The following is an 18,990-nucleotide window of genomic DNA, read 5'->3' on the forward strand; positions in this document are numbered from 1 at the left end:
TGTTAATTCGCTCCTCTCTTTATTTTCCCGGGGTATATTCGAACAGATAGTCCTGATTAATGACGTCGTCCGTTTGGACCGCGGGCGGAAACATCAGCTCGGCGGTGCGGATCGCCGTCAACAGCGCCTTGGCTTTATTCACCGACTCCTGGTATTCGTTCTCCGGGATGGAATCCCACACGATCCCTCCGCCGGCTTGCACATACGCTTTGCCCCGCTTGAACACGATCGTACGGATCGTGATGCAGGAATCCATGTTCCCTGAGAAGCCCAGATACCCGATCGCCCCGGCATACGTGCCGCGCGCTTCGCGTTCGAGCTCGGCGATGATCTCCATCGCCCGCAGCTTCGGCGCTCCCGAGACCGTCCCGGCCGGCAGGCAGGAGAGGAAGGCGTCGAAGAAGTCTTTATCGGCCCGCAGTTGCCCCGACACTTTGGAGACCATATGCATCACGTGGGAATACCGTTCAATCTCCATGTACGATTCGCATTTCACGCTGCCGAAATCGGAAACCCGGCCCAAATCATTGCGGCCCAGATCGACGAGCATGAGGTGCTCGGCCCGTTCCTTGTCGTCCTGCAGCAGTTCCGCCTCCAGTGCCAGGTCGGCCTCCTCCGTCGCTCCCCGCGGTCTCGTTCCGGCGATCGGGCGGGTCTCCACCCGGCCGTTCTCCACTTTGACCAGGGCCTCCGGAGAGGTCCCGACGATGATCTCTTCATCCAGCTTGAGGTAATACATGTATGGCGAAGGGTTTAACGTGCGGAGCACGCGGTATACATGAAGCGGATCAACCTCCGTTTCGATATGGAACCGTTGGGACAATACCACTTGAAAAATATCGCCCGCGCGGATGTATTCCTTCCCTTTCTCCACATTCGCTATAAACTGCTCCTTCGTCAGGTTGGAACGGACGTCGCCGAGATCGGTTACCGACGGCATCGGCCGGCGGTTGAAGCTTTCCCCCGGACCTTCCTGCTGCAGCAGATCGGCCGCTTCATCAAGCCTCCGTTCCGCCAGTGCATAGGCTTCGCGGATATCCTCGTCGCGGTCGCCCGCTTTCACATGCACGTTGGACACCAGCAGGATCCGCTGCTTCACGTGGTCGAACACGATCACCTGATCGCAGAACATGAATTGCATATCCTGCATGTTCAAATCGTCGACCCGATGCGCCGGCAGCTTCTCGTAGTATTGCAGCAGATCGTAGCCGAAAAACCCGATCGCCCCGCCGGTAAACGGCGGCATTTCCGGAAGCTTCGGACTGCGGTATCCCCGCAGGATCGCCTTCAGCTCTTCGAGGGGTTTCGTCGAGCGCAGACGCTCTTTGCCGCCCTCGCGTTCGAGGACGACCTCCCCCTTTTTCGCCGAGATCATCAGGAACGGGTCCGTGCCGATGAAGGAGTAACGCGCCCATTTGCTGCCACCCTCCACGCTCTCCAGCAAAAATGCCCGTTCCCGCTGGGCGATGCGGCGAAAAATCCGGATCGGCGTCTCCATATCGGCGAGCAGCGTGCGGGTGATCGGTATCAGATTGTACTCGTTCGCCAAAGCAATGACCTGTTCTACTTGCGGGGTTGCCATGTCTTTCACTTCCTTTTCGAATGGTTTTAGCCAAATAAAAAAACCTCTACCGAAGTAGAGGTTCTGGATTTGCGGTTTATCAGGGAATGCCGTGGATCCGAGAAATCGCGCCGCGTCAAAAACATGCCTCGCCAAATCAGGTTGCATGCAGCGGGTATCCATCCCTGGAGGAAGGACCACACCGGCACCCTGGCTTTGCAGGCCGATTGACACCTATCGCGCAAACGGAAACAGACCATTCGCTCAACTAAACTCTGCTCATCTCAACTATTCTCTACTCAGCTCTAATGACCTAATCTTGAATCCCATAAGCTCACTAAACTAAAAATCTTAAAATTACTATACCTTATCGTTTACCCGTTTGGCAACCCCCGGTTTGCCGTCTCCGGCTCTCCGCTTAAGATCCGGAGACGCTTAAGTCGGGGCGCAGGCTCTTGGCCTCGTTCAAATACACATGCTTCATGTCCCTTTGGCCCTTGTTGGTATTGACCTGAATCAAAAGGCGAATGCATTGGGTCAAGGCGCCTTTGACGGGAATTTCGGTGGAGCACATCAAGGGGACCATATCCCAGCCGTTAAGGCCGCGGATGGCTCGCGCCGGAAAGGTCGCATCCAGATCCGGCGTAACCGTGATCCAGACGCTGCAAATATCCTCGGGTTCGATTTCGTTGCGTTCCACGATTTCCTTCAGCAAGACGGCCGTGGCTTCCAAAATATCCTGTTCCTCGTTGCGGGACACCGTCGTCGCTCCGCGGATTCCTCGGTTATACATGCGGTTCCTCCTCTTTCAGTTCGGCGATGACCCGGCGCACCTCGTCCAGCGTCACGTCGGACACGATCTCCACCTGCCCGAGGGCCACCGGCAAAATAAACACCATTTGCTGCTCCTTGAACTTCTTGTCGTGCATCATGGCCCCGATCAGCGCGTTTTCGCTTAAATGGCCCGGCATCGCGGTCGGCAGCCCAAAGCCCTGAAGGACGGATACCGTATCCTCGTAAATCGAACGGTCCCTGCCCCGGTTAACCGCCAGCTTCGCCGCCGCAGCCATTCCGACCGAAATCGCTTCGCCGTGCACGAACTCGCCGTATCCGCCGATCGCTTCGATCGCATGGCCCAGCGTATGGCCCAAATTGAGGATCGCGCGGAGGCCTTGCTCCCGTTCATCCACCGACACGACCTGGGCTTTGATGGAGCAGCCTTGCGTCAGTCCATAGGACAACGCCTCGGGATCTAGGGCCAGGAGATCGGCCGTATGCTCGCGGCACCAGTCCGTGAAGGCCGCGTCCCAGATCAAGCCGTGCTTGATCATTTCCGACAATCCGGCACGAACGTCTCGCGGCGGCAAGCTTTGCAGGCTGTCCACGTCATAGAGCACCATATCCGGCTGATGGAACGCGCCGATCATGTTTTTGGCCAGCCGATGGTTGACCGCCACCTTCCCGCCGACGCTGCTGTCATGCGCCAGGATCGTCGTCGGCATCTGCACGAACGGCACGCCGCGCATATAGGTCGCGGCCACGAAACCGGCCAGATCGCCTACCACCCCGCCGCCCAGCGCTACGACTGCCGAACGGCGGTCCAAGCCGCCTTCGATCGCTGCGGTCATCACTTCCTCGTAGACGTCCAGCGATTTGGATTTTTCGCCGGCTTTGACGACCTTGCTGACGGTCCGGTAGCCTTTGGCGTGCAGCGAAGCTTCGACGGTGGCCAAATACTTCGGAGCGACATGCTCGTCGGTCACGATCAGCACCGGACTTTTGGCGGTCAGCTTATGCTGTTCGAAAAACTCGCCCGCCTTGCCAAGCAACCCGCTGCCAATATAAATCGGATAGGAACGTTCGCCCAAATCCACCCGCAGCGTTCTCATCAGTAATTCACCAATTGCGCCAGGTAGCCCTGGTAATTCCGCTCGATCTCCTGAATCGAGTCGCCGCCGAATTTCTCCAGGAAGGCTTTGGCGATTTCCCAAGCCACGACATGCTCGAGTACGACGCTTGCCGCTGGCACGGCGCAAGCATCCGAGCGCTCCACTTGTGCGGCAAAGGCTTCGCGGGTGTCGATGTCAACGCTTTGCAGCGGCTTGTAAAGCGTCGGAATCGGCTTCATGACGCCGCGCACCACGACCGGCATCCCGTTCGTCATGCCGCCTTCAAAACCGCCAAGCCGGTTGGTTGCCCGGTAATAGCCGCGCTCCTGGCTGTACAGGATTTCATCGTGGACCTTGGAGCCCGGCAGGGTGCCGGCTTCAAAGCCGATGCCGATCTCGACGCCCTTGAACGCATTGATCGACATAACCGCCTGGGCGATTCGCCCGTCCAGCTTGCGGTCGTATTGCACGTGGCTGCCGAGTCCGACCGGCACGCCTTCCACGATGCATTCGACGATCCCACCGATGGAGTCGCCCTCCTCTTTGATTTTGTCGATGTAGGCTTCCATTTTCTTCTCCGTATCGCTATCCGCTACGCGGACCGAAGAAGCTTCGGTCACCCGCGCCAATTCGGCTAACGGCAGATTGTGCGCAGGCGCTACGATCTCGCCGATCCGGATCACATGCCCGGCGACGCGGATGCCAAACCGTTCGAGCAGTTGCTTGGCCACCGCCCCGACGGCCACGCGAATGGCGGTTTCCCGCGCGCTCGACCGTTCCAGCACGTTGCGCAGATCCTTCAAGCCATATTTCAATCCGCCGTTCAAATCGGCATGTCCGGGACGGGGACGGTGCACTCTGCGCTTCTCCTCGTCGGTGCCTTCGACCGGTTCGATATTCATGATTTTCTGCCAATGCTTCCAGTCGTTATTCTCCACGACCAGCGCTACCGGCGCTCCGGTCGTATAGCCGTGGCGTACGCCGCCGACGATTTGCGCGGTATCTTTCTCGATTTGCATCCGACGGCCGCGGCCGTATCCTTTTTGGCGGCGGGCCAGCTCAAAATTGAGCGCCTCGAAATCAAGCTGCAAATGGCTCGGCAATCCCTCGATAATCGCAGTCAACTGGGGACCATGCGTCTCCCCGGCTGTTAAGTAACGTAAACTCATGATGTTGCGTTCCCCCTTTAAACTGTTAAACTGTAAAGAGCTAAAATCCGATCATATCTTTGCTCATTATAATATTTATCGCTGCATTCTGTCACGTGGTGATTCAACATTGCGGGAATTTCTTCTTCCTCTCCGCCCGGCGGTGGCGGATTGGATAAAAATCATAGTGCGCTTGAAGGGCTGCCGCGAAATCAACCTCGACGGCTTCGATTCGCAGTGGTGGATATTTCTGCAAAAAAACGAAAGCTAACCAGCCGGATAACAACTCGCGCGCTTGCCCGCCGCCAAACATTGTTTTAACCCTCCTGCACCGCATCTCTCAATACGGGCGTATCGTTTTTCTTGGCGACCGCCAGCTTGCGGATGCGGTGCTGCCCAACCTCGCGTACGGCGAATACATATCCGCCGTATTCGAATTCCGGCTTCTCGTGGATCGTCGGAATGCGTTTGAGCTGCCCGATCATAAATCCGCTGAGCGTATCGAAATCCTCCAGAGGCAACGAAATCCCCAATACGTCCTGGGCATCGTCAAGGGACATCGTCCCGCTGAATAGATAACTGTCCTCCCCGATCCGCTCGAATTCCAGCTCCTTCTCATCATGTTCGTCATAAATGTTGCCGACGATTTCCTCGAGCAGATCTTCCATCGTAACGATCCCGGCGGTACCGCCGTATTCGTCCACGACGATGGCCATATGGATGCGGTTTTGCTGCATCTCCTCGAACAGCTCATTGGTTTTTTTCGAGACCGGAATGAAATAAGGCGGAGTCGCCAACTCCTGCAGATTCCAATTCTCCTGCTCGCCGTTCCGCAAATAACGGATCAGGTCCTTGCTGTGCAAGATCCCGATCAGATTATCCACCGTATCCTCATATACGGGAAAGCGCGTATACTGCTCCTTGTCGGCGATTTCCGCCACCGTGTGCTGGTCGGCATCCACGGGGATGGCTACCACATCGATCCGGTGGGTCATAATATCGGACACGGTCAGATTGTCGAAGTCGAAAATATTGTTGATCATCAGCTTTTCGCTCGGCTGGATCGTCCCCATTTCCGCTCCCGTATCCAGCATCATGCGGATTTCCTCTTCGGAGACCTCTTCATCGTTGGCATTCGGATCGATCCCGAACAGACGGACAAGCAGGTTGGTGGATGCGGTGAGCAGCTTCACGAACGGCGCGGTAACCTTCGACAGGACCGACAACGTCGTCGCCGCGAACATCGCCATTGCTTCGGCTTTTTTCATCGCTACGCGTTTGGGAACCAATTCGCCGAGGACCAGTTGGAAATAGGAAAGCAGCAGCGTAATGACGACCAGCGAGATCGTGCTCAGCGCGTTAGGCGGAATCGGCACCCCGATTCCAGTCAGGTAAGCGGCCAGCTCGCCGGCAAAGCTCTCCCCGGCAAATGCACTGGCGAAAAATCCGGCCAGCGTGATCCCGATCTGGATCGTCGCGAGAAACTTGCTCGGTTCCCCCAGCAAACCGACGATCACCTTCGCCTTTCGGTGGCCTTGCAGGGCCATCGCTTTCATTTTGTTATCGTTCAGCGAGATCAAGGCAATTTCCGATGCGGCAAAAAATGCGTTAATCAAAATTAGAATAAGAATAATCAATATCTCAAACAAAAAAGCACACCTCCAGAAATTTTCCCGGTTTAGTTTGCGGTTCCCTGGCTGCGCCTATGCGCAAAAAGGCATAACCCGCCGTCAAAAGCCTGACGCAGGTTATGCCTATAATCCATCGGGAATTACCGTTATTCAATTGGTTCAAGCGGCTACTCTCCGGGTCGTCCAAATCACTCATGAATGAAACCTCTTCCTGACATAAACTTAGCCATATTATATGGAGTAACTGCGTCCGATGTCAAGAATGCCGGGCTGCCCGGAACGGCAAAAAGCGCCGTTCTCCCCGCCCGCAAAGGCGGAAATCGCGACGCAGGCCCCAACCAACCGTCACCCGTTCTCCCGTACCTTCAGGGCCTTAACCCGAAGCCGGCTGGTTATCCAAGGCGGAAGGGCGCCGCGGATCCGCCGGGAAGTCCTCGAGCATTCGCTTCAGGTGCGAACCTTCGATTCCCAGCACTTGCGCGCACTCCTGCGGCGTCAGAAATCCCCGCCGGTAAGCTTCGATCACTTTTCGCTTGTCCATGACCTGACCTCCAATGACCTTATGGTCCAAGTATAGGATAGATCAAGTTGGATTATACAATCCGGCTTCATCCAACCTTCTCGACGCTATGAAGCCGATAATCGGCTTCTAGTATCACGAAGCAGCTCTGGGAAGCGTAGTACTTGCCAGCGATAAACTCCTAGGCTTTCTTGCGATAAAAGAACGTGTCCGCCGCTTCCAGATGATATTGGCCCGGGGAGAAAATTTGCTCCGTACTGCCTACGAACAGGACGCCGCCGGGACGGAGCGCCCCGGAAAACTTGTGATAAAGCCCTTGCTTTGCTTCTTCCGTGAAATAAATCATGACGTTGCGGCAGACGATCAGATCGAAACCTTCCTCGAACGAGTCGAGCAGCAGGTTTTGCTTCTTGAAGGTGACCGCCCTTTTCAGCTTGGGATCAAACCGGAACATCGCCCCCTCCGGCGAAAAATACCGGTCGGCCACATCTTTCGGCACATCCTTGAGCGAGCGCTCCAGATACAGGCCTTCCTGTGCCTTGGCAAGCGCCCCGTCATCGATATCCGTCGCCAGCAAATAGGTGCTGGGCAGCAGCCCAAAATCCGCGAGGATCATCGACAGCGTGTAGGGCTCTTCGCCCGTGGAGCAAGCCGCGCTCCATACCTTGAGCTTCGCCTTGCCCGCCGACAGCTCCGGCAGCACCATGTCCCGCAGGACTTCCCAGCGGTTCGGGTTGCGCCAGAATTCGGACACGTTGATCGTCATCTTGTCCAAAAACTCATAAAACAGCGGCTTGTTGCTCATCATCGCCGTATAAAAATCCGCAAACGTGGCATAGCCGCTTTTGTTCCGCAGCGTCGTCAAACGCCGCTTCATTTGCGCTTCCTTGTATTGGGCCAAATCGATGCCCGTGCTTTTTTTGATGCTCCGGATAAAACCGAGATAATCTGGATCCGCTGCCGTCTCTGCGTTGTCTGCCCGTGGAAGATCGGGGAATGTCCGGTTTATATCCATGGACTCACGCTTCGTTCGTACTTCACGAGCTCTTGCGGCGCGAAGAAATTGGCGATTTCCCGTTCCGCGCTTTCCGCTCCGTCGGAACCATGAATCAGATTAAACGGTGTATGGGCGGCAAAGTCGCCGCGAATCGTTCCGGGAAGCGCCTCCGTTACTTTCGTCTTGCCGATGACCATGCGGGATAAAGCAATGACGTCATCGCCCTCCCATACCATGGCGAATACCGGCCCGGAAGTAATGAAGCCGACCAATTCGTCAAAAAAAGGTTTTCCCTCGTGCTCCGCGTAATGCTTTTTCGCCTGGGCTTCTGTGACCTGGGCCAACTTGCCTGCGACCAGTTGAAAACCTTTATCCTCGAACCGGCTGATGATTCTGCCGACCAGCCCGCGCTGCACACCGTCTGGTTTAACCATTAAAAACGTTCTTTCCATGGTTCCCCTCCCGAAAATAATCAACATCGAGTAATGAAACAACGCCCTTTTTGTTCCAAGAAGGCGGTTTCACCTGCATTTTACCAGAAAAAAGCGAAACCGTTAAGCTTCAATAGGAGCGTTTATTGACGAAGCGGGCAATCTCCTGCAAATGAGCCCGCGGACCCTTCTCCGGCAGGCCCTCCAGGGCTGCCAGCGCTTTATCGATAAAGCGGTCCGCCAATGTCTCCGCCCGCCCTATTCCGGGGCTGGTATGGATCAACTCGATTGCCCGCGATACGTCCCCACTGCCGTCGCCGGCCTGAATGCCGCGAATTTCCCGCAGCAACGGCTCCCGGAGCTTCGGCTCCTGCAAAGCGAAAATGACCGGCAACGTGATATTCCCCTGCCGCATGTCGCTGCCCGGCGGTTTGCCGATCGTCTTCTCCGTTCCGAGCAAGTCCAGCAGATCGTCGCGGATCTGAAAGGCCATGCCGACATTGTATCCGTATCTATAAAGCAATGAGTTCACTTTGGCCGGAGCATCCGCCGCCATCGCGCCCAGTTGACAACTGATGGCGATCAGCAGCGCCGTTTTGCGGCGAATCCGCAGCAAATAATTTCTCGCGTTCTGCTCCGTGTTGAAGAAATCGCGGATCTGCTCCATCTCCCCGATCGACATCTGCACCATCGCTTTGGCCAAAATCCGGTGTATGTACGGGTTCCCAAGCTCCGAGACCTGCATCAGCGCTTTGGCATAAATGTAGTCGCCGGTATACATGGCGATCCGGTTGTCCCATTTGGACTTGACGGTCGCCTTGCCCCGCCGCGTATCGGCATCGTCAATGACGTCGTCATGCACAAGCGATGCCGAATGGATCAGCTCCAGCGGTACCGCGATATGTTGCAGCCTGCTTAAATCGTATTGCCCGAACTTGCCGCCCAGCAGCACGAAGATCGGACGCAGCCGCTTTCCCCCTGCCTTCAGAAGATGCAGGGACGTTTCGCTCAGCAGCTCATCATCGCCATCGATGCTCCGGTACAGCTGCTGCTCGATGAAATCCATATCTTTTTTCAGTGAGCCGAAAATATCCAATAGTTTCATTCTTTCACCCGTGTCAGCGAATTGTGACTCCAAATCTCCATCTCTACCCGATGCTCCAGCAGGCCCATTTCGTAGGCGTAATCAAAATATAAACCGAGGCCTTGCCGGCGCTGCTCGCTAAAATCATAACACAAATTTCCAAAATAATGCCGCCAATATTCCTCCGTTCCGCCAAGCTCGCGGCAAGCCCTCGCCACGAGAGGGGTCAAATCGCTTAGGCTTTTGTGCTTACTGGCCGAAAAAGCCGACGTTACCTCGGACAAATAGTCGCCGTTCGCCTCGGCGAACGACTTCTGCACGGCCCACACCGCGAAGGTCATACCGTAACCGGTCCATCTTTTCCAGACTTCCCCCAAATCCGTGACGATATAACCGCGGTCGCGCCAGGAGGCCTGGATGGCATGGTCGCCGATCAATAAGGCCGCGTCGCTTTGTTCCATCATGGCGTCCAGATCGGGTTCGCTGTCCCAGTAGGTCGGCTGGCCGCCGTAGGCTTTTTCCATAATGATCTTGAGCAGGTTCACGGAGGTGGCCGACGTATTCGTCAGCGCGATTCTCCCTCCGGCGATTTGTTCCGGCGGCTTCCGCGAGAAGAGCAGGATCGAATTGACCGGGCCGTCCGAGCTTACGGAGAGGTCCGGCAGCAGCATAAACCGCTCCGAGCCGTAACCGAAAGCAAAAGAAGACACCGGGGAAATATCGAGCGTCCCGCCGAGCATGCGGCGATTGAGCTTCGAAGGTACCTCGGTGACCAGTCGGCTGGCCTGCGGCAGGTTTGCCGCGTCGAAATAATGGAATACGGGCCATACGTTGCTGTATTTGATTTGTCCGATGAGGATGTCGTCATTCTCCCGGTTGTTCATTGTGATCCCCCCATCTTCGGAATAGGGCGTGCTCGATCCCCAAGTTATCGAGAACTTTGCCGACCAAAAAAGCCACGAGGTCGTCGATCGATTGCGGCCCGAAATAAAACGCCGGCATCGCCGGGATGATCCGCACGCCCAGCCGGGCCAGCTTCAGCATGTTCTCCAGATGAATCGCGTGCAGCGGCGTTTCGCGCGGCACCAGCACCAGCGGCCGGCCCTCTTTCAGCATCACGTCCGCCGCCCGGGCCATCAGGTTGTCGGAGGCCCCGCTGGCAATGGAGGACAAGGTCCCCATCGAGCAAGGCATCACGATCATGCCATAGGTGAGAAAAGAGCCGCTGGCGATCGAGGCCCCGATATCGGCGATCGGATGATACATCAATTTCCCCGGAAGGCTGCCGAACTTGTCGCGCAGCATCTCTTCGCGGTCGGTCGTATTCCAGCCCAGTTCCTCCTTGATCACTCGCCAGCCGGCATTGGAAACGACAAGGTGTACGAGAAATTCCATTTGCAGCAGCGTCTCAATCAGCTTGACGCCGTAAATCGAACCGCTGGCTCCGGTGATGCCCACTACGATCGTTTTTTTTCTGTCCATCAGGTATGACGCACCACCAAATCAATCAAAGTGAAGGAAAAGACCACGATGCTTAGCACGCCGTTCATAGTAAAAAAGGCGGTTTGCAGCCGGCTCAAATCGCCCGGCGAAACGATATGGTGCTCGTAGAACAAAATCATATATGCGATGATCATGCCGGCAATGTACCACCAGCCGAGGTCCGTCATCAACAGCAAGGCGATGAAGCCGAGCGCGGTAATGATGTGGAAGGCCTGGGCAATCTTCAGCGATTTGGCCACGCCAAAACGGACAGGTATCGAATAAAGTCCCTCTTTCGTATCGAACTCCACGTCCTGGCAGGCATAAATGATGTCAAAACCGGCGATCCAAAACGTGATGGTCGCGAAGAACACCATGGCGGTCCAATCGACTTTGCCGGTTACGGCCGCCCAGCCGCCCAGCGGGGCGAGCGCGATCGTCAAGCCGAGCACGATATGGCACATCCAAGTAAAGCGTTTCGTATACGAATAAAAGACCAGCATAACGACGGCAATCGGCAGCAGCTTTAACGCGAGCGGGTTCAATTCGGCCGCCGCCCAAAACAATAGCGCGAAAGAAGCGAGGACGAATACGACGACTTCCCCGATTTTGAGCAGGCCGGCCGGAATGGCGCGGTTTGCGGTGCGAGGGTTCTTGGCGTCGCTGACCCGGTCGATCAGCCGGTTCAGCCCCATCGCCGCGCTGCGGGCGCCGAACATGGCCAGTAGCACCCAGCCGATCTGTTCCCAGGACGGCAGCTCGTGGTTGATCGCTTCGGCCCCCAGCAAGGCCCCCATGAAAGCGAACGGCAAGGCGAATACCGTGTGTTCAAACTTGATCATTTGCAGGAAAACGACGATTTTCTTAACCATGATGCGTCTCCTTCGTTCCGATGTGCAAGGCGGCGATTCCGCCGGTCAAAGGATACGCTTCAACCTGGGTCAATCCGGTTTCCCGGAATATCCTTGCAAGCTCCGGACGGCCGGGAAATTGCGCGAGCGAATCCGGCAGCCACTTGTATTGCTCATACCGTTTGGCTACCAGCTTACCAAGCATCGGAAGTACTTTTTGAAAGTAAAAATAATAAAGTCCCTTGAAAGGCTGCCAGGTTGGCTTGGACAATTCCAGGCAGACGACCATCCCTCCCGGCTTCACGACCCGCTTCATTTCCCGCAGCACCTGGTACAAATCGGGCACGTTGCGCAGCCCGAAACCGATGGTGGCGTAATCGAACGCGTCGTCGGCAAACGGCAGCTCCATGGCGTTGCCCTGAATCAAGGTAATTTTCTGCTCGAGCTGGCGCTCCCTCACCTTGCGGCGGCCGAATTCCAGCATGTTCTCGCTGAAATCGAGCCCTGTAATCGGTCCGCCGCTCGCTTCGGCCATGCTGACCGTCCAATCGCAGGTCCCGCAGCATAAATCGATCGCCGTGTCCCCGGGGGACATGTTCATTTTAGCCATCGTAAATTTCCGCCAGGCTTTATGCCGCCTAAAGCTTAATAAATCGTTCATCATATCGTATTTCGGCGCGATGCTCTCGAAAACGGAATGGACGAACTTTTCCTTCGTTTCGGATGAAGACGATTGACCCATCAGCTATCTACCTACCCTTCTTGCACAGAACGGCGCGCTGGCGACAGCGCGGCGATAAATGGCTCGAGAATCGCTTTCAGCTCAGTGCGTGCCGTTTCTTTCTTGCATTCATGCAACAGCGATTGCACATGATCCACCGACTGGTGAAGCATGGTCATCAGCTGTTCTTTGATACTATATTTCACCAGCAGGAGCGTCCAGTCCCGCTCCCCCACTTTTCGGCCGGAGATCGCGTCCCTGTCCTCGGAGGTACCCGATTCCATGATTCGCAAGTAAGCGTACCCTTTTCGGTCTTGCGGCGGTTCGCTTGCCGTCCGCATTTCGTCAAGCATTACCTCGCAGCGGCTTAATTCCGTCAGCAGCAGCCGCCACAGGTGTTGCACGGACTTGTCCAGCAACTGGGTGAAAGAAAGAAAAAGCTCCATTTTGACATGGACGCATTCCTTCAAGTACTCTTCCGCGGGCAACACCATCCGCTTTAATTTGCTGTACAACCCCACCTTCAGACGATTCGCCTCGCAGATGGCCGCGCTCATCAGAGGCACCATGCCGATTTCGCCGGCTTGGGCGAGCAGGTCGTAAAACACGCCGCTGAAATAATCGCCGGCCAGCACCTTCAGCTGTCTGGAGCGCATCGCCTCCGTCGCTTCGCCAAGCCCGTCCTCGAGATCGATTTGATCATGGGTATCCATACCCAACTGCACGAGGAAAGCCGCGAGCGCGCAGGTTTCCGCCGATTGCGGGGAATGTCCCTCCCGGTCGTTCAAAAACGTATAAAGCAAACGAACACGGGGCACCGGAAATTCCGGAAGCGCCGTGTATGCGGTGATCATGTCATAACTGACATATTTATTTGCCATTTCTGTTATGCGATAAGGTTTCATCCTTTGCCTCCGAGCCGCTAGTCCTTGTCACTTCATTTTAAGAGGTTGTTTTTGACTTTCATTTTAATAAAGATGTCACAATCTTGTCTATTATAGCATATGTTATTTCACTGCGCACAGAGGCAGGAACTGATTCCGGCACAGAAAAAGTACGCGCCGCTTCCCGTGATGGCAAGCAGCGCGCGAAAATGGCGAGGCTTGCCATGCAGACCGCCCGTCATTCGCCCAAAAATCGCGTTTTCCAGAGCCGGGTTTCGGTTACCCGCATGCGCTGGCGGAGGGCTTCGGGCATCTCCCCGTCGCTTGTACGCCGCAGTTCCGCCAGATCTTCCGACGTAAATTCGCTGCGGCGAACATCGGCGGCCAGCAGCAGGTATTTGGTGCTCAGCCAGCGGTCTTCGGCAACGAGACGCAGCAGAAGTTGATCAACGTTGCTCGTTTTCCCAAACGCGAAGTCGATCATTTCGGCCATCCCTTGGTACAGCCGCGCTTCACTCACGTCGTCTCCGCTCACCTTCAGGTCCACGGACAAGATGCCCCGATTCAAATCCGCCTTGGCGATCGGTACCGAGAGCTCAAGGCTGCCTAGCCCGTCAACGAGGTTACCGTCGGTTAATTCGGGAGGTTTTTGTCCGGCAAACACGGCCGCCGCATGCGGCGGATGCCCGCTTTTTTCGCTAAACCAGGATACGGCAGCCAACACCAACGCACAGCTGAACGTCAGCAGGATCGCCTGAATGACGATTTTATGCTTCATGGGGCACTCCCCCTTCAATACGCTCGGATTACCCGTATCATCACCCATGTCCGAGAGTTCCTATACCCCATTGTACATAGAAAAAAAGCAGGCTATGCCTGCTAAATCGAAAAATCATTCTTCCGTATCGATCATCCCGTGCTTCGTGTAGACGAGCGCTTTGCCGCGAACCTTGACGGCCGACGTATGGTCGGTGAATTGGGCAATCAGCACCTCGCCTTTGTCCAATTTCTCCGTGTGGTGGAACCGCGTGTCTTTGCCCCGGGTCAGTCCGATCACGGTAACTCCCTGCTCTTTCGCCTTCACGACGAAATAATCCCCGCCGGTGGAGCCTTGCTCGTTCCCGCTTGCATGCTGGTTGTCCATATTGGCTGCGCCTCCCCCTTTATCTTAGCTGATTCCGTACAGTTCTACGTCCCCCGCGAAAAGAAAAAGCCGTGAACGAGAAGCCCACGGTCTTTTGCACGGAAGATATGTAGAAATCTTTATTTAATTCCGTCTTTGAGCGCTTTGCCTGGTTTGAAAGCAGGAATTTTGCTCGCAGGGATTTCGATTTCCTCTCCGGTTTGCGGGTTGCGGCCTTTGCGGGCGGAACGCTCGCGGACTTCAAAGTTGCCGAAGCCGACCAGTTGAACTTTGTCTCCGTTTTGCAGCGCCTCGGAAATAGCTTCGAAAACGGCATCAACGGCTTTCGTCGCATCTTTCTTGGACAGCTCAGTGCTTTCTGCCACTTGAGAAATCAAGTCGGATTTGTTCATTTGTGATTCACCTCCCCACCAAGGAAAATAATACCACTTGCTATTTGTGTTTCCGTTTTACCGCAGAATATACGTGATTTTCGCATTCAATACGTACAATTTCCCCGAAAAAGAGCCAAAAAGGCATATTGGCGGGGCGCGGAACAAATTTATAGTAATACAGCCCATTCATAATTTCAAGTTTTTTCAAGCCATAGCGGCGATTTTTTCGTTTGGCCGCCGGGTTCGCGAGCCGTTAAGTGCGTAAAAAGGGTCTCGATGCAGCTCTCCAAACAAAACAACCGCACGCAGCTGCAATCAGCATACGCGCGGTTATTGAGGAGGAATTGCCAAGAGTTAGGTGCTTAATGAAAGTAAAAAAGTCGGGTTTTCAGCACCGAGAAGATTGGATGAAGCTAGGGACTGAGTAGCGCAGCGTAGGTAAGCCTACGTGAGCAACGGAAGGCCCGGGTGAATTCAAGATTCGATGCCGAACAAGCTCCTTGATCTTACTTCGTGATGGAAATCTGACTTTTTAACAACCTATAATATGATGGCGATGAGACCGCCGGAGCCCTCGTTGATAATCCGTCCCAGCGTTTCCTGCAGCTTGTAGCGGGCGTTGTCCGGCATCATGGCGATTTTGCCCTGGATGCCTTCGCGCACGATGGAGTGCAGTGAACGTCCGAAAATATCGGATTCCCAAATCTTGATCGGATCGTTTTCGAAATCCTGCATCAGGTAGCGGACCAGCTCCTCGCTTTGCTTCTCGGTCCCGATGATCGGGGCAAATTCCGACTCGACGTCGACGCGGATCATATGGATCGACGGAGCCGTCGCTTTCAGCCTAACGCCGAATCTGGAGCCTTGGCGAATGAGCTCCGGCTCATCCAGCGCCATTTCGGCGAGCGACGGAGCGGCGATGCCGTAGCCGGTCGTTTTGACCATTTCCAGCGCTTCGGCAAACCGGTCATATTCCCGCTTGGCGTGCGTGAACTCCTGCATCAGTTGAAGCAAATGGTCTTTGCCACGGATTTCCACGCCGACCACCTCCATCAGGATGCGGTCATACAAATCGTCCGGCGCGTACAGATCGATTTCCGCCACGCCTTGCCCCATGTTCAGGCCGCTCAGACCGGCCCGGTCGATGAAGTCGTATTCCATGAAATTGCCGACGACCCGGTCGACATCGCGCAGGCGGCGGATGTCTTTCACCGTGTCGCGGACGGAATTCTCATAATTGCTGCGCAGCCAGTGGTTCTCGTTGAGCACCATCACCCAGCTGGGCAGATTCACGTTGACTTCGTGCACCGGGAACTCGTACAGCACTTCCCGGAGAACGCCGGTTACGTCTTCCTCCGTCATCGTCGCCGCACTAAGCGTGATGACTGGAATATCGTACTTCGCCGCCAGTTCGCCGCGCAGTTGCAGCGTTTCTTCGCTGTTCGGCCGCGTCGAATTGATGACGAGCACAAACGGTTTGCCGACCTCTTTCAGCTCGGCCACGACCCGTTCCTCGGATTCCACGTAGGAATAACGCGGAATGTCGGCGATCGTACCATCCGTCGTGACGACCACGCCTAGCGTGGAGTGTTCTTGAATCACTTTGCGCGTCCCGATCTCCGCCGCTTCCTGGAACGGAATCGGTTCTTCGAACCAAGGCGTAGAGATCATGCGCGGCCCATTTTCATCCTCATAGCCTTTTGCGCCTTCCACGGCGTATCCGACGCAATCGACGAGCCTTACGTTAACCTCCAACCCTTCGGCTACCTTGATTTGCACCGCATTGTTCGGCACGAATTTCGGTTCGGTCGTCATGATCGTTTTGCCGGCGGCGCTTTGCGGAAGTTCATCCACGGCGCGGACCCGGTCCGCTTCGCTTGCGATGTTCGGGAGCACGACCGTTTCCATGAACCGCTTAATAAAGGTCGATTTCCCGGTACGTACCGCTCCGACGACACCCAGATAAATATCGCCTCCGGTACGTTCGGCAATGTCCTTAAAAATGTCCACTTTCTCCAATACCAATGATATCCCCTCCTCAAATTTCGCCGAAGGAAAAATGCCTTGAGAGCATCCGCTTCGTTATTCAACATCTTTTTTGGCTTCACTGCTACGGTAGGAGCGGCAGCCCCTCTTGCCCGTGTCCGCCGCCGCAACCACGTGGAAAGAACCTGAACGAAGCGGCGCTAACTCGTACATGCATTTGGACTAGTAACATCTTATGTACCAGATGCGAGAATATGACGGATAATACCGTCCAAGCCCACTTTTTTTTGCAAAGCCGCTCATTCAACCCGAACAAGGCGGGCACTTAACCGCCATACTCCCATTTGTATGATTCTATTGAAGAAAGTATGACGCTTCCGAGAAAGGCGGTCCGCCGTCCGGGCGCCCACGCCAAAAAAGCCTTCCGGAACTCTCCGAAAGGCCCTGTATTTAGACAGCTATCGAAGCTGCTTCACTCGCTGATTTGCGGCACCGGCGTCCCGTCCACCCAGCGGTACGGCAGCGATTTGACCGGCACGTAATCCGAGCTGTCCGTTAACCGGGTTCGCAAATCCTCATCGTCTAGCGGCGTCTTGCCGGCTTGCTCGATCGCCTGCATGATATCGAAGGCATAATCCGCGTATACATGTCCCGCCGCATCCATGAGGTAAGGGAGCGTCTCTCCGGAATAGACGCTTTGCAGCGCGTAATCCTCGGCCTTCAGGAGCGGCAAATCGACGGTATACAGGCCCGGATAGGTCTCGCCGGCCGCTTGTCCGGGCAGCTCCCCGCCATGGCTCGACTTGTATCCGTCCACCCGGCGCTGTACGTCGTTGACCTTTTGCACCGTACCTAAATCCAGCGCTTTGACGCTAGGATCGGTCTCCTCATCAATCACGAGAAAATAAACGCCGCCGCCTTGCTCGAAGGCCGCCGCCGGGATTTCTTCCAAATAACCCAGCTGCTTCATTTGATTCAAATCGATCCGATATTTTTCATAGCGCGGCGTCTCTTCCCCGGCCGTAACAATCGGCAAAATGCCCTGTTCCTCCTGATAACGTTCCAACGCCCGCTGAATGCGGTCGACGCTTTCCGTATAGGTGGCGGGACGGCCTTGCTGCTGCTCACCGCGGTACAGGCAACCCGTTAATACCGCTATCATACTCGATACGAGTACTAGTAACATGACCGGTCCACGCCAATTGCGTCTCCAAAAAGATAAGCTTACCATCCAATTATCCTCTCGATCTCCCGTTGTACTCACCACAACCCGTCATCGTCCTGCCGTTGCCGCTCCAGCTGCTTACGAATCGCCGCCTTCAGCGGGTCCTCCGGCAGCCGCACTTCGGCCGCCCCGCGGATGTTGGCCTGGCAGGCCAGACGGTAACCCTGGTCCAGCAGAGGTCCCAGCTTACGCCGTTCCGCCGTACTGGGCGGCGATAGCGCCCCTGCCTTGTCCGGGTCTACCAGTACTTTGCACATCAGGCAACCGGCATTCCCGCCGCAGCGGGACGCGATGTGAATTTTCGCTTCGCGCGCCGCTCGCAGAACGCTCGTGCCCGGCCGGACTTTAACCGTCTTTCCATGGGGCAGAAATGTGATATTCCCTTCCACGTCCGCTCCCCTCAAGCCTCGCCGCGATATTCACGCCAAGGCAGGGAAAGAAGCGGCCTGTCGAGCATCTCGGCCATCCTGCCGACTAGATCGGCCGACCACCAATTCCGCTCCAGCAGCCCATACAGCAAAGGCAAATGCCGATCGGGTTCCCGGCGTATGACCTTCGCGATCGACAGGTAGCGGTCCGGCCGGCCGCGCAGCAGATTAAATACAAACTCATGAGCCAGCGGCATCACCGGCAAGGAAATGCCCTCCAGCTCAATCATTTGTGCCGCTCCGGCTAGCAGCTCGTCCACTTCGGTCCGGTATAACGATCCTTGCGCACGCACCTCAAACGCGCCCACCAGTTCGACCGTCACCCCTTCCACGCGGTAATGGCTCAGCAGCGAAGCGTACAGCCCGCTCCGATCGTGGTGCGGCTCGTCCGTCGCACGGTCTTTCAAACGCTCATGCAGCCGGCTGGCAGCCGCTTGATCCGCGTACACGTCAATGTCCCGCGGCGCCGCTTCCAGCGGGACCCCTTGCAGCCACAAACCGCAGCTGCCGCCCAGCAGCCATGCGTCTCCGGCGCCATCGAAGCACGACGCCAGCTTTTTCAAGGCTCCCGTCAATTCGTAATAGATATTGCTTTCCGGTTGTTGCATATTTCTTCCTCTTCTCTATGCTACGT

General features: G+C 55.8%; 23 protein-coding genes. All 23 read right to left on the reverse strand.

Annotated features, from left to right (window positions below; all coding sequences use genetic code 11):
- Positions 1-19 precede the first annotated feature (19 nt).
- Positions 20-1,582, reverse strand: coding sequence for an anthranilate synthase component I (gene trpE, locus ACQ4N8_RS02010; protein WP_430702642.1), 1,563 nt, complete (start codon positions 1,580-1,582; stop codon positions 20-22).
- 397 nt (positions 1,583-1,979) lie between these two features.
- Positions 1,980-2,354, reverse strand: coding sequence for a chorismate mutase (gene aroH, locus ACQ4N8_RS02015; RefSeq protein ID WP_430702643.1), 375 nt, complete (start codon positions 2,352-2,354; stop codon positions 1,980-1,982).
- Complete coding sequence (gene aroB / locus ACQ4N8_RS02020; RefSeq protein ID WP_430702644.1) at positions 2,347-3,450, reverse strand: 3-dehydroquinate synthase; 1,104 nt, start codon at positions 3,448-3,450, stop codon at positions 2,347-2,349. Before aroB ends, aroH begins: the two co-directional genes overlap by 8 nt.
- On the reverse strand, positions 3,450-4,619 hold the full coding sequence (aroC, locus tag ACQ4N8_RS02025) for a chorismate synthase (protein WP_430702645.1): 1,170 nt from the start codon (positions 4,617-4,619) through the stop codon (positions 3,450-3,452). The genes aroB and aroC overlap by 1 nt, the downstream gene beginning before the upstream one ends.
- Positions 4,620-4,722: 103 nt before the next feature.
- Positions 4,723-4,911 (reverse strand): hypothetical protein, encoded by a 189-nt coding sequence (locus ACQ4N8_RS02030; RefSeq protein WP_430702646.1) that lies wholly within the window; start codon positions 4,909-4,911, stop codon positions 4,723-4,725.
- Between the two features lie 4 nt (positions 4,912-4,915).
- A complete protein-coding gene (locus ACQ4N8_RS02035; protein WP_430702647.1) occupies positions 4,916-6,247 on the reverse strand; it encodes a hemolysin family protein in 1,332 nt (443 codons plus the stop codon).
- Positions 6,240-6,425, reverse strand: a complete 186-nt coding sequence (locus ACQ4N8_RS02040; RefSeq protein WP_430702648.1) for a hypothetical protein — start codon at positions 6,423-6,425, stop codon at positions 6,240-6,242. Before ACQ4N8_RS02040 ends, ACQ4N8_RS02035 begins: the two co-directional genes overlap by 8 nt.
- Before the next feature lie 177 nt (positions 6,426-6,602).
- A complete protein-coding gene (locus ACQ4N8_RS02045; protein ID WP_430702649.1) occupies positions 6,603-6,770 on the reverse strand; it encodes a hypothetical protein in 168 nt (55 codons plus the stop codon).
- 160 nt (positions 6,771-6,930) lie between these two features.
- The gene (locus ACQ4N8_RS02050; RefSeq protein ID WP_430702650.1) at positions 6,931-7,764 is read right to left on the reverse strand and encodes a CheR family methyltransferase; all 834 of its coding nucleotides are present in this window, start codon (positions 7,762-7,764) and stop codon (positions 6,931-6,933) included.
- Positions 7,755-8,198, reverse strand: a complete 444-nt coding sequence (gene ndk, locus ACQ4N8_RS02055) for a nucleoside-diphosphate kinase (RefSeq protein WP_430702651.1) — start codon at positions 8,196-8,198, stop codon at positions 7,755-7,757. Before ndk ends, ACQ4N8_RS02050 begins: the two co-directional genes overlap by 10 nt.
- Before the next feature lie 109 nt (positions 8,199-8,307).
- The gene (locus ACQ4N8_RS02060) at positions 8,308-9,282 is read right to left on the reverse strand and encodes a polyprenyl synthetase family protein (RefSeq protein WP_430702652.1); all 975 of its coding nucleotides are present in this window, start codon (positions 9,280-9,282) and stop codon (positions 8,308-8,310) included.
- On the reverse strand, positions 9,279-10,145 hold the full coding sequence (locus ACQ4N8_RS02065; RefSeq protein ID WP_430702653.1) for a menaquinone biosynthetic enzyme MqnA/MqnD family protein: 867 nt from the start codon (positions 10,143-10,145) through the stop codon (positions 9,279-9,281). The genes ACQ4N8_RS02060 and ACQ4N8_RS02065 overlap by 4 nt, the downstream gene beginning before the upstream one ends.
- The gene (locus ACQ4N8_RS02070) at positions 10,126-10,743 is read right to left on the reverse strand and encodes a UbiX family flavin prenyltransferase (protein ID WP_430702654.1); all 618 of its coding nucleotides are present in this window, start codon (positions 10,741-10,743) and stop codon (positions 10,126-10,128) included. Before ACQ4N8_RS02070 ends, ACQ4N8_RS02065 begins: the two co-directional genes overlap by 20 nt.
- A complete protein-coding gene (locus tag ACQ4N8_RS02075) occupies positions 10,743-11,615 on the reverse strand; it encodes a UbiA-like polyprenyltransferase (RefSeq protein ID WP_430702655.1) in 873 nt (290 codons plus the stop codon). Before ACQ4N8_RS02075 ends, ACQ4N8_RS02070 begins: the two co-directional genes overlap by 1 nt.
- Positions 11,608-12,336, reverse strand: coding sequence for a demethylmenaquinone methyltransferase (locus ACQ4N8_RS02080; protein WP_430702656.1), 729 nt, complete (start codon positions 12,334-12,336; stop codon positions 11,608-11,610). Before ACQ4N8_RS02080 ends, ACQ4N8_RS02075 begins: the two co-directional genes overlap by 8 nt.
- An 11-nt stretch (positions 12,337-12,347) precedes the next feature.
- Positions 12,348-13,220 (reverse strand): heptaprenyl diphosphate synthase component 1, encoded by an 873-nt coding sequence (locus tag ACQ4N8_RS02085; protein WP_430702657.1) that lies wholly within the window; start codon positions 13,218-13,220, stop codon positions 12,348-12,350.
- A gap of 217 nt (positions 13,221-13,437) precedes the next feature.
- Positions 13,438-13,977, reverse strand: coding sequence for a hypothetical protein (locus ACQ4N8_RS02090; RefSeq protein ID WP_430702658.1), 540 nt, complete (start codon positions 13,975-13,977; stop codon positions 13,438-13,440).
- 114 nt (positions 13,978-14,091) lie between these two features.
- The gene (gene mtrB, locus ACQ4N8_RS02095; RefSeq protein WP_430702659.1) at positions 14,092-14,343 is read right to left on the reverse strand and encodes a trp RNA-binding attenuation protein MtrB; all 252 of its coding nucleotides are present in this window, start codon (positions 14,341-14,343) and stop codon (positions 14,092-14,094) included.
- A gap of 119 nt (positions 14,344-14,462) precedes the next feature.
- Complete coding sequence (locus ACQ4N8_RS02100; protein ID WP_059043418.1) at positions 14,463-14,735, reverse strand: HU family DNA-binding protein; 273 nt, start codon at positions 14,733-14,735, stop codon at positions 14,463-14,465.
- A 522-nt stretch (positions 14,736-15,257) separates the two neighbouring features.
- The gene (spoIVA, locus tag ACQ4N8_RS02105; protein ID WP_430702910.1) at positions 15,258-16,736 is read right to left on the reverse strand and encodes a stage IV sporulation protein A; all 1,479 of its coding nucleotides are present in this window, start codon (positions 16,734-16,736) and stop codon (positions 15,258-15,260) included.
- 439 nt (positions 16,737-17,175) lie between these two features.
- Positions 17,176-17,889: a hypothetical protein gene (locus tag ACQ4N8_RS02110; RefSeq protein ID WP_430702660.1), complete on the reverse strand. Its 714-nt coding sequence runs from the start codon at positions 17,887-17,889 to the stop codon at positions 17,176-17,178.
- 74 nt (positions 17,890-17,963) lie between these two features.
- A complete protein-coding gene (locus ACQ4N8_RS02115; protein ID WP_430702661.1) occupies positions 17,964-18,317 on the reverse strand; it encodes a 2Fe-2S iron-sulfur cluster-binding protein in 354 nt (117 codons plus the stop codon).
- Positions 18,318-18,328: 11 nt separating this feature from the next.
- On the reverse strand, positions 18,329-18,964 hold the full coding sequence (locus ACQ4N8_RS02120) for a hypothetical protein (RefSeq protein WP_430702662.1): 636 nt from the start codon (positions 18,962-18,964) through the stop codon (positions 18,329-18,331).
- Between the last annotated feature and the right edge of the window lie 26 nt (positions 18,965-18,990).

The sequence above is a fragment of the Paenibacillus macerans genome (assembly GCF_050565405.1).
Classification (GTDB): Bacteria; Bacillota; Bacilli; order Paenibacillales; family Paenibacillaceae; genus Fontibacillus; species Fontibacillus macerans_B.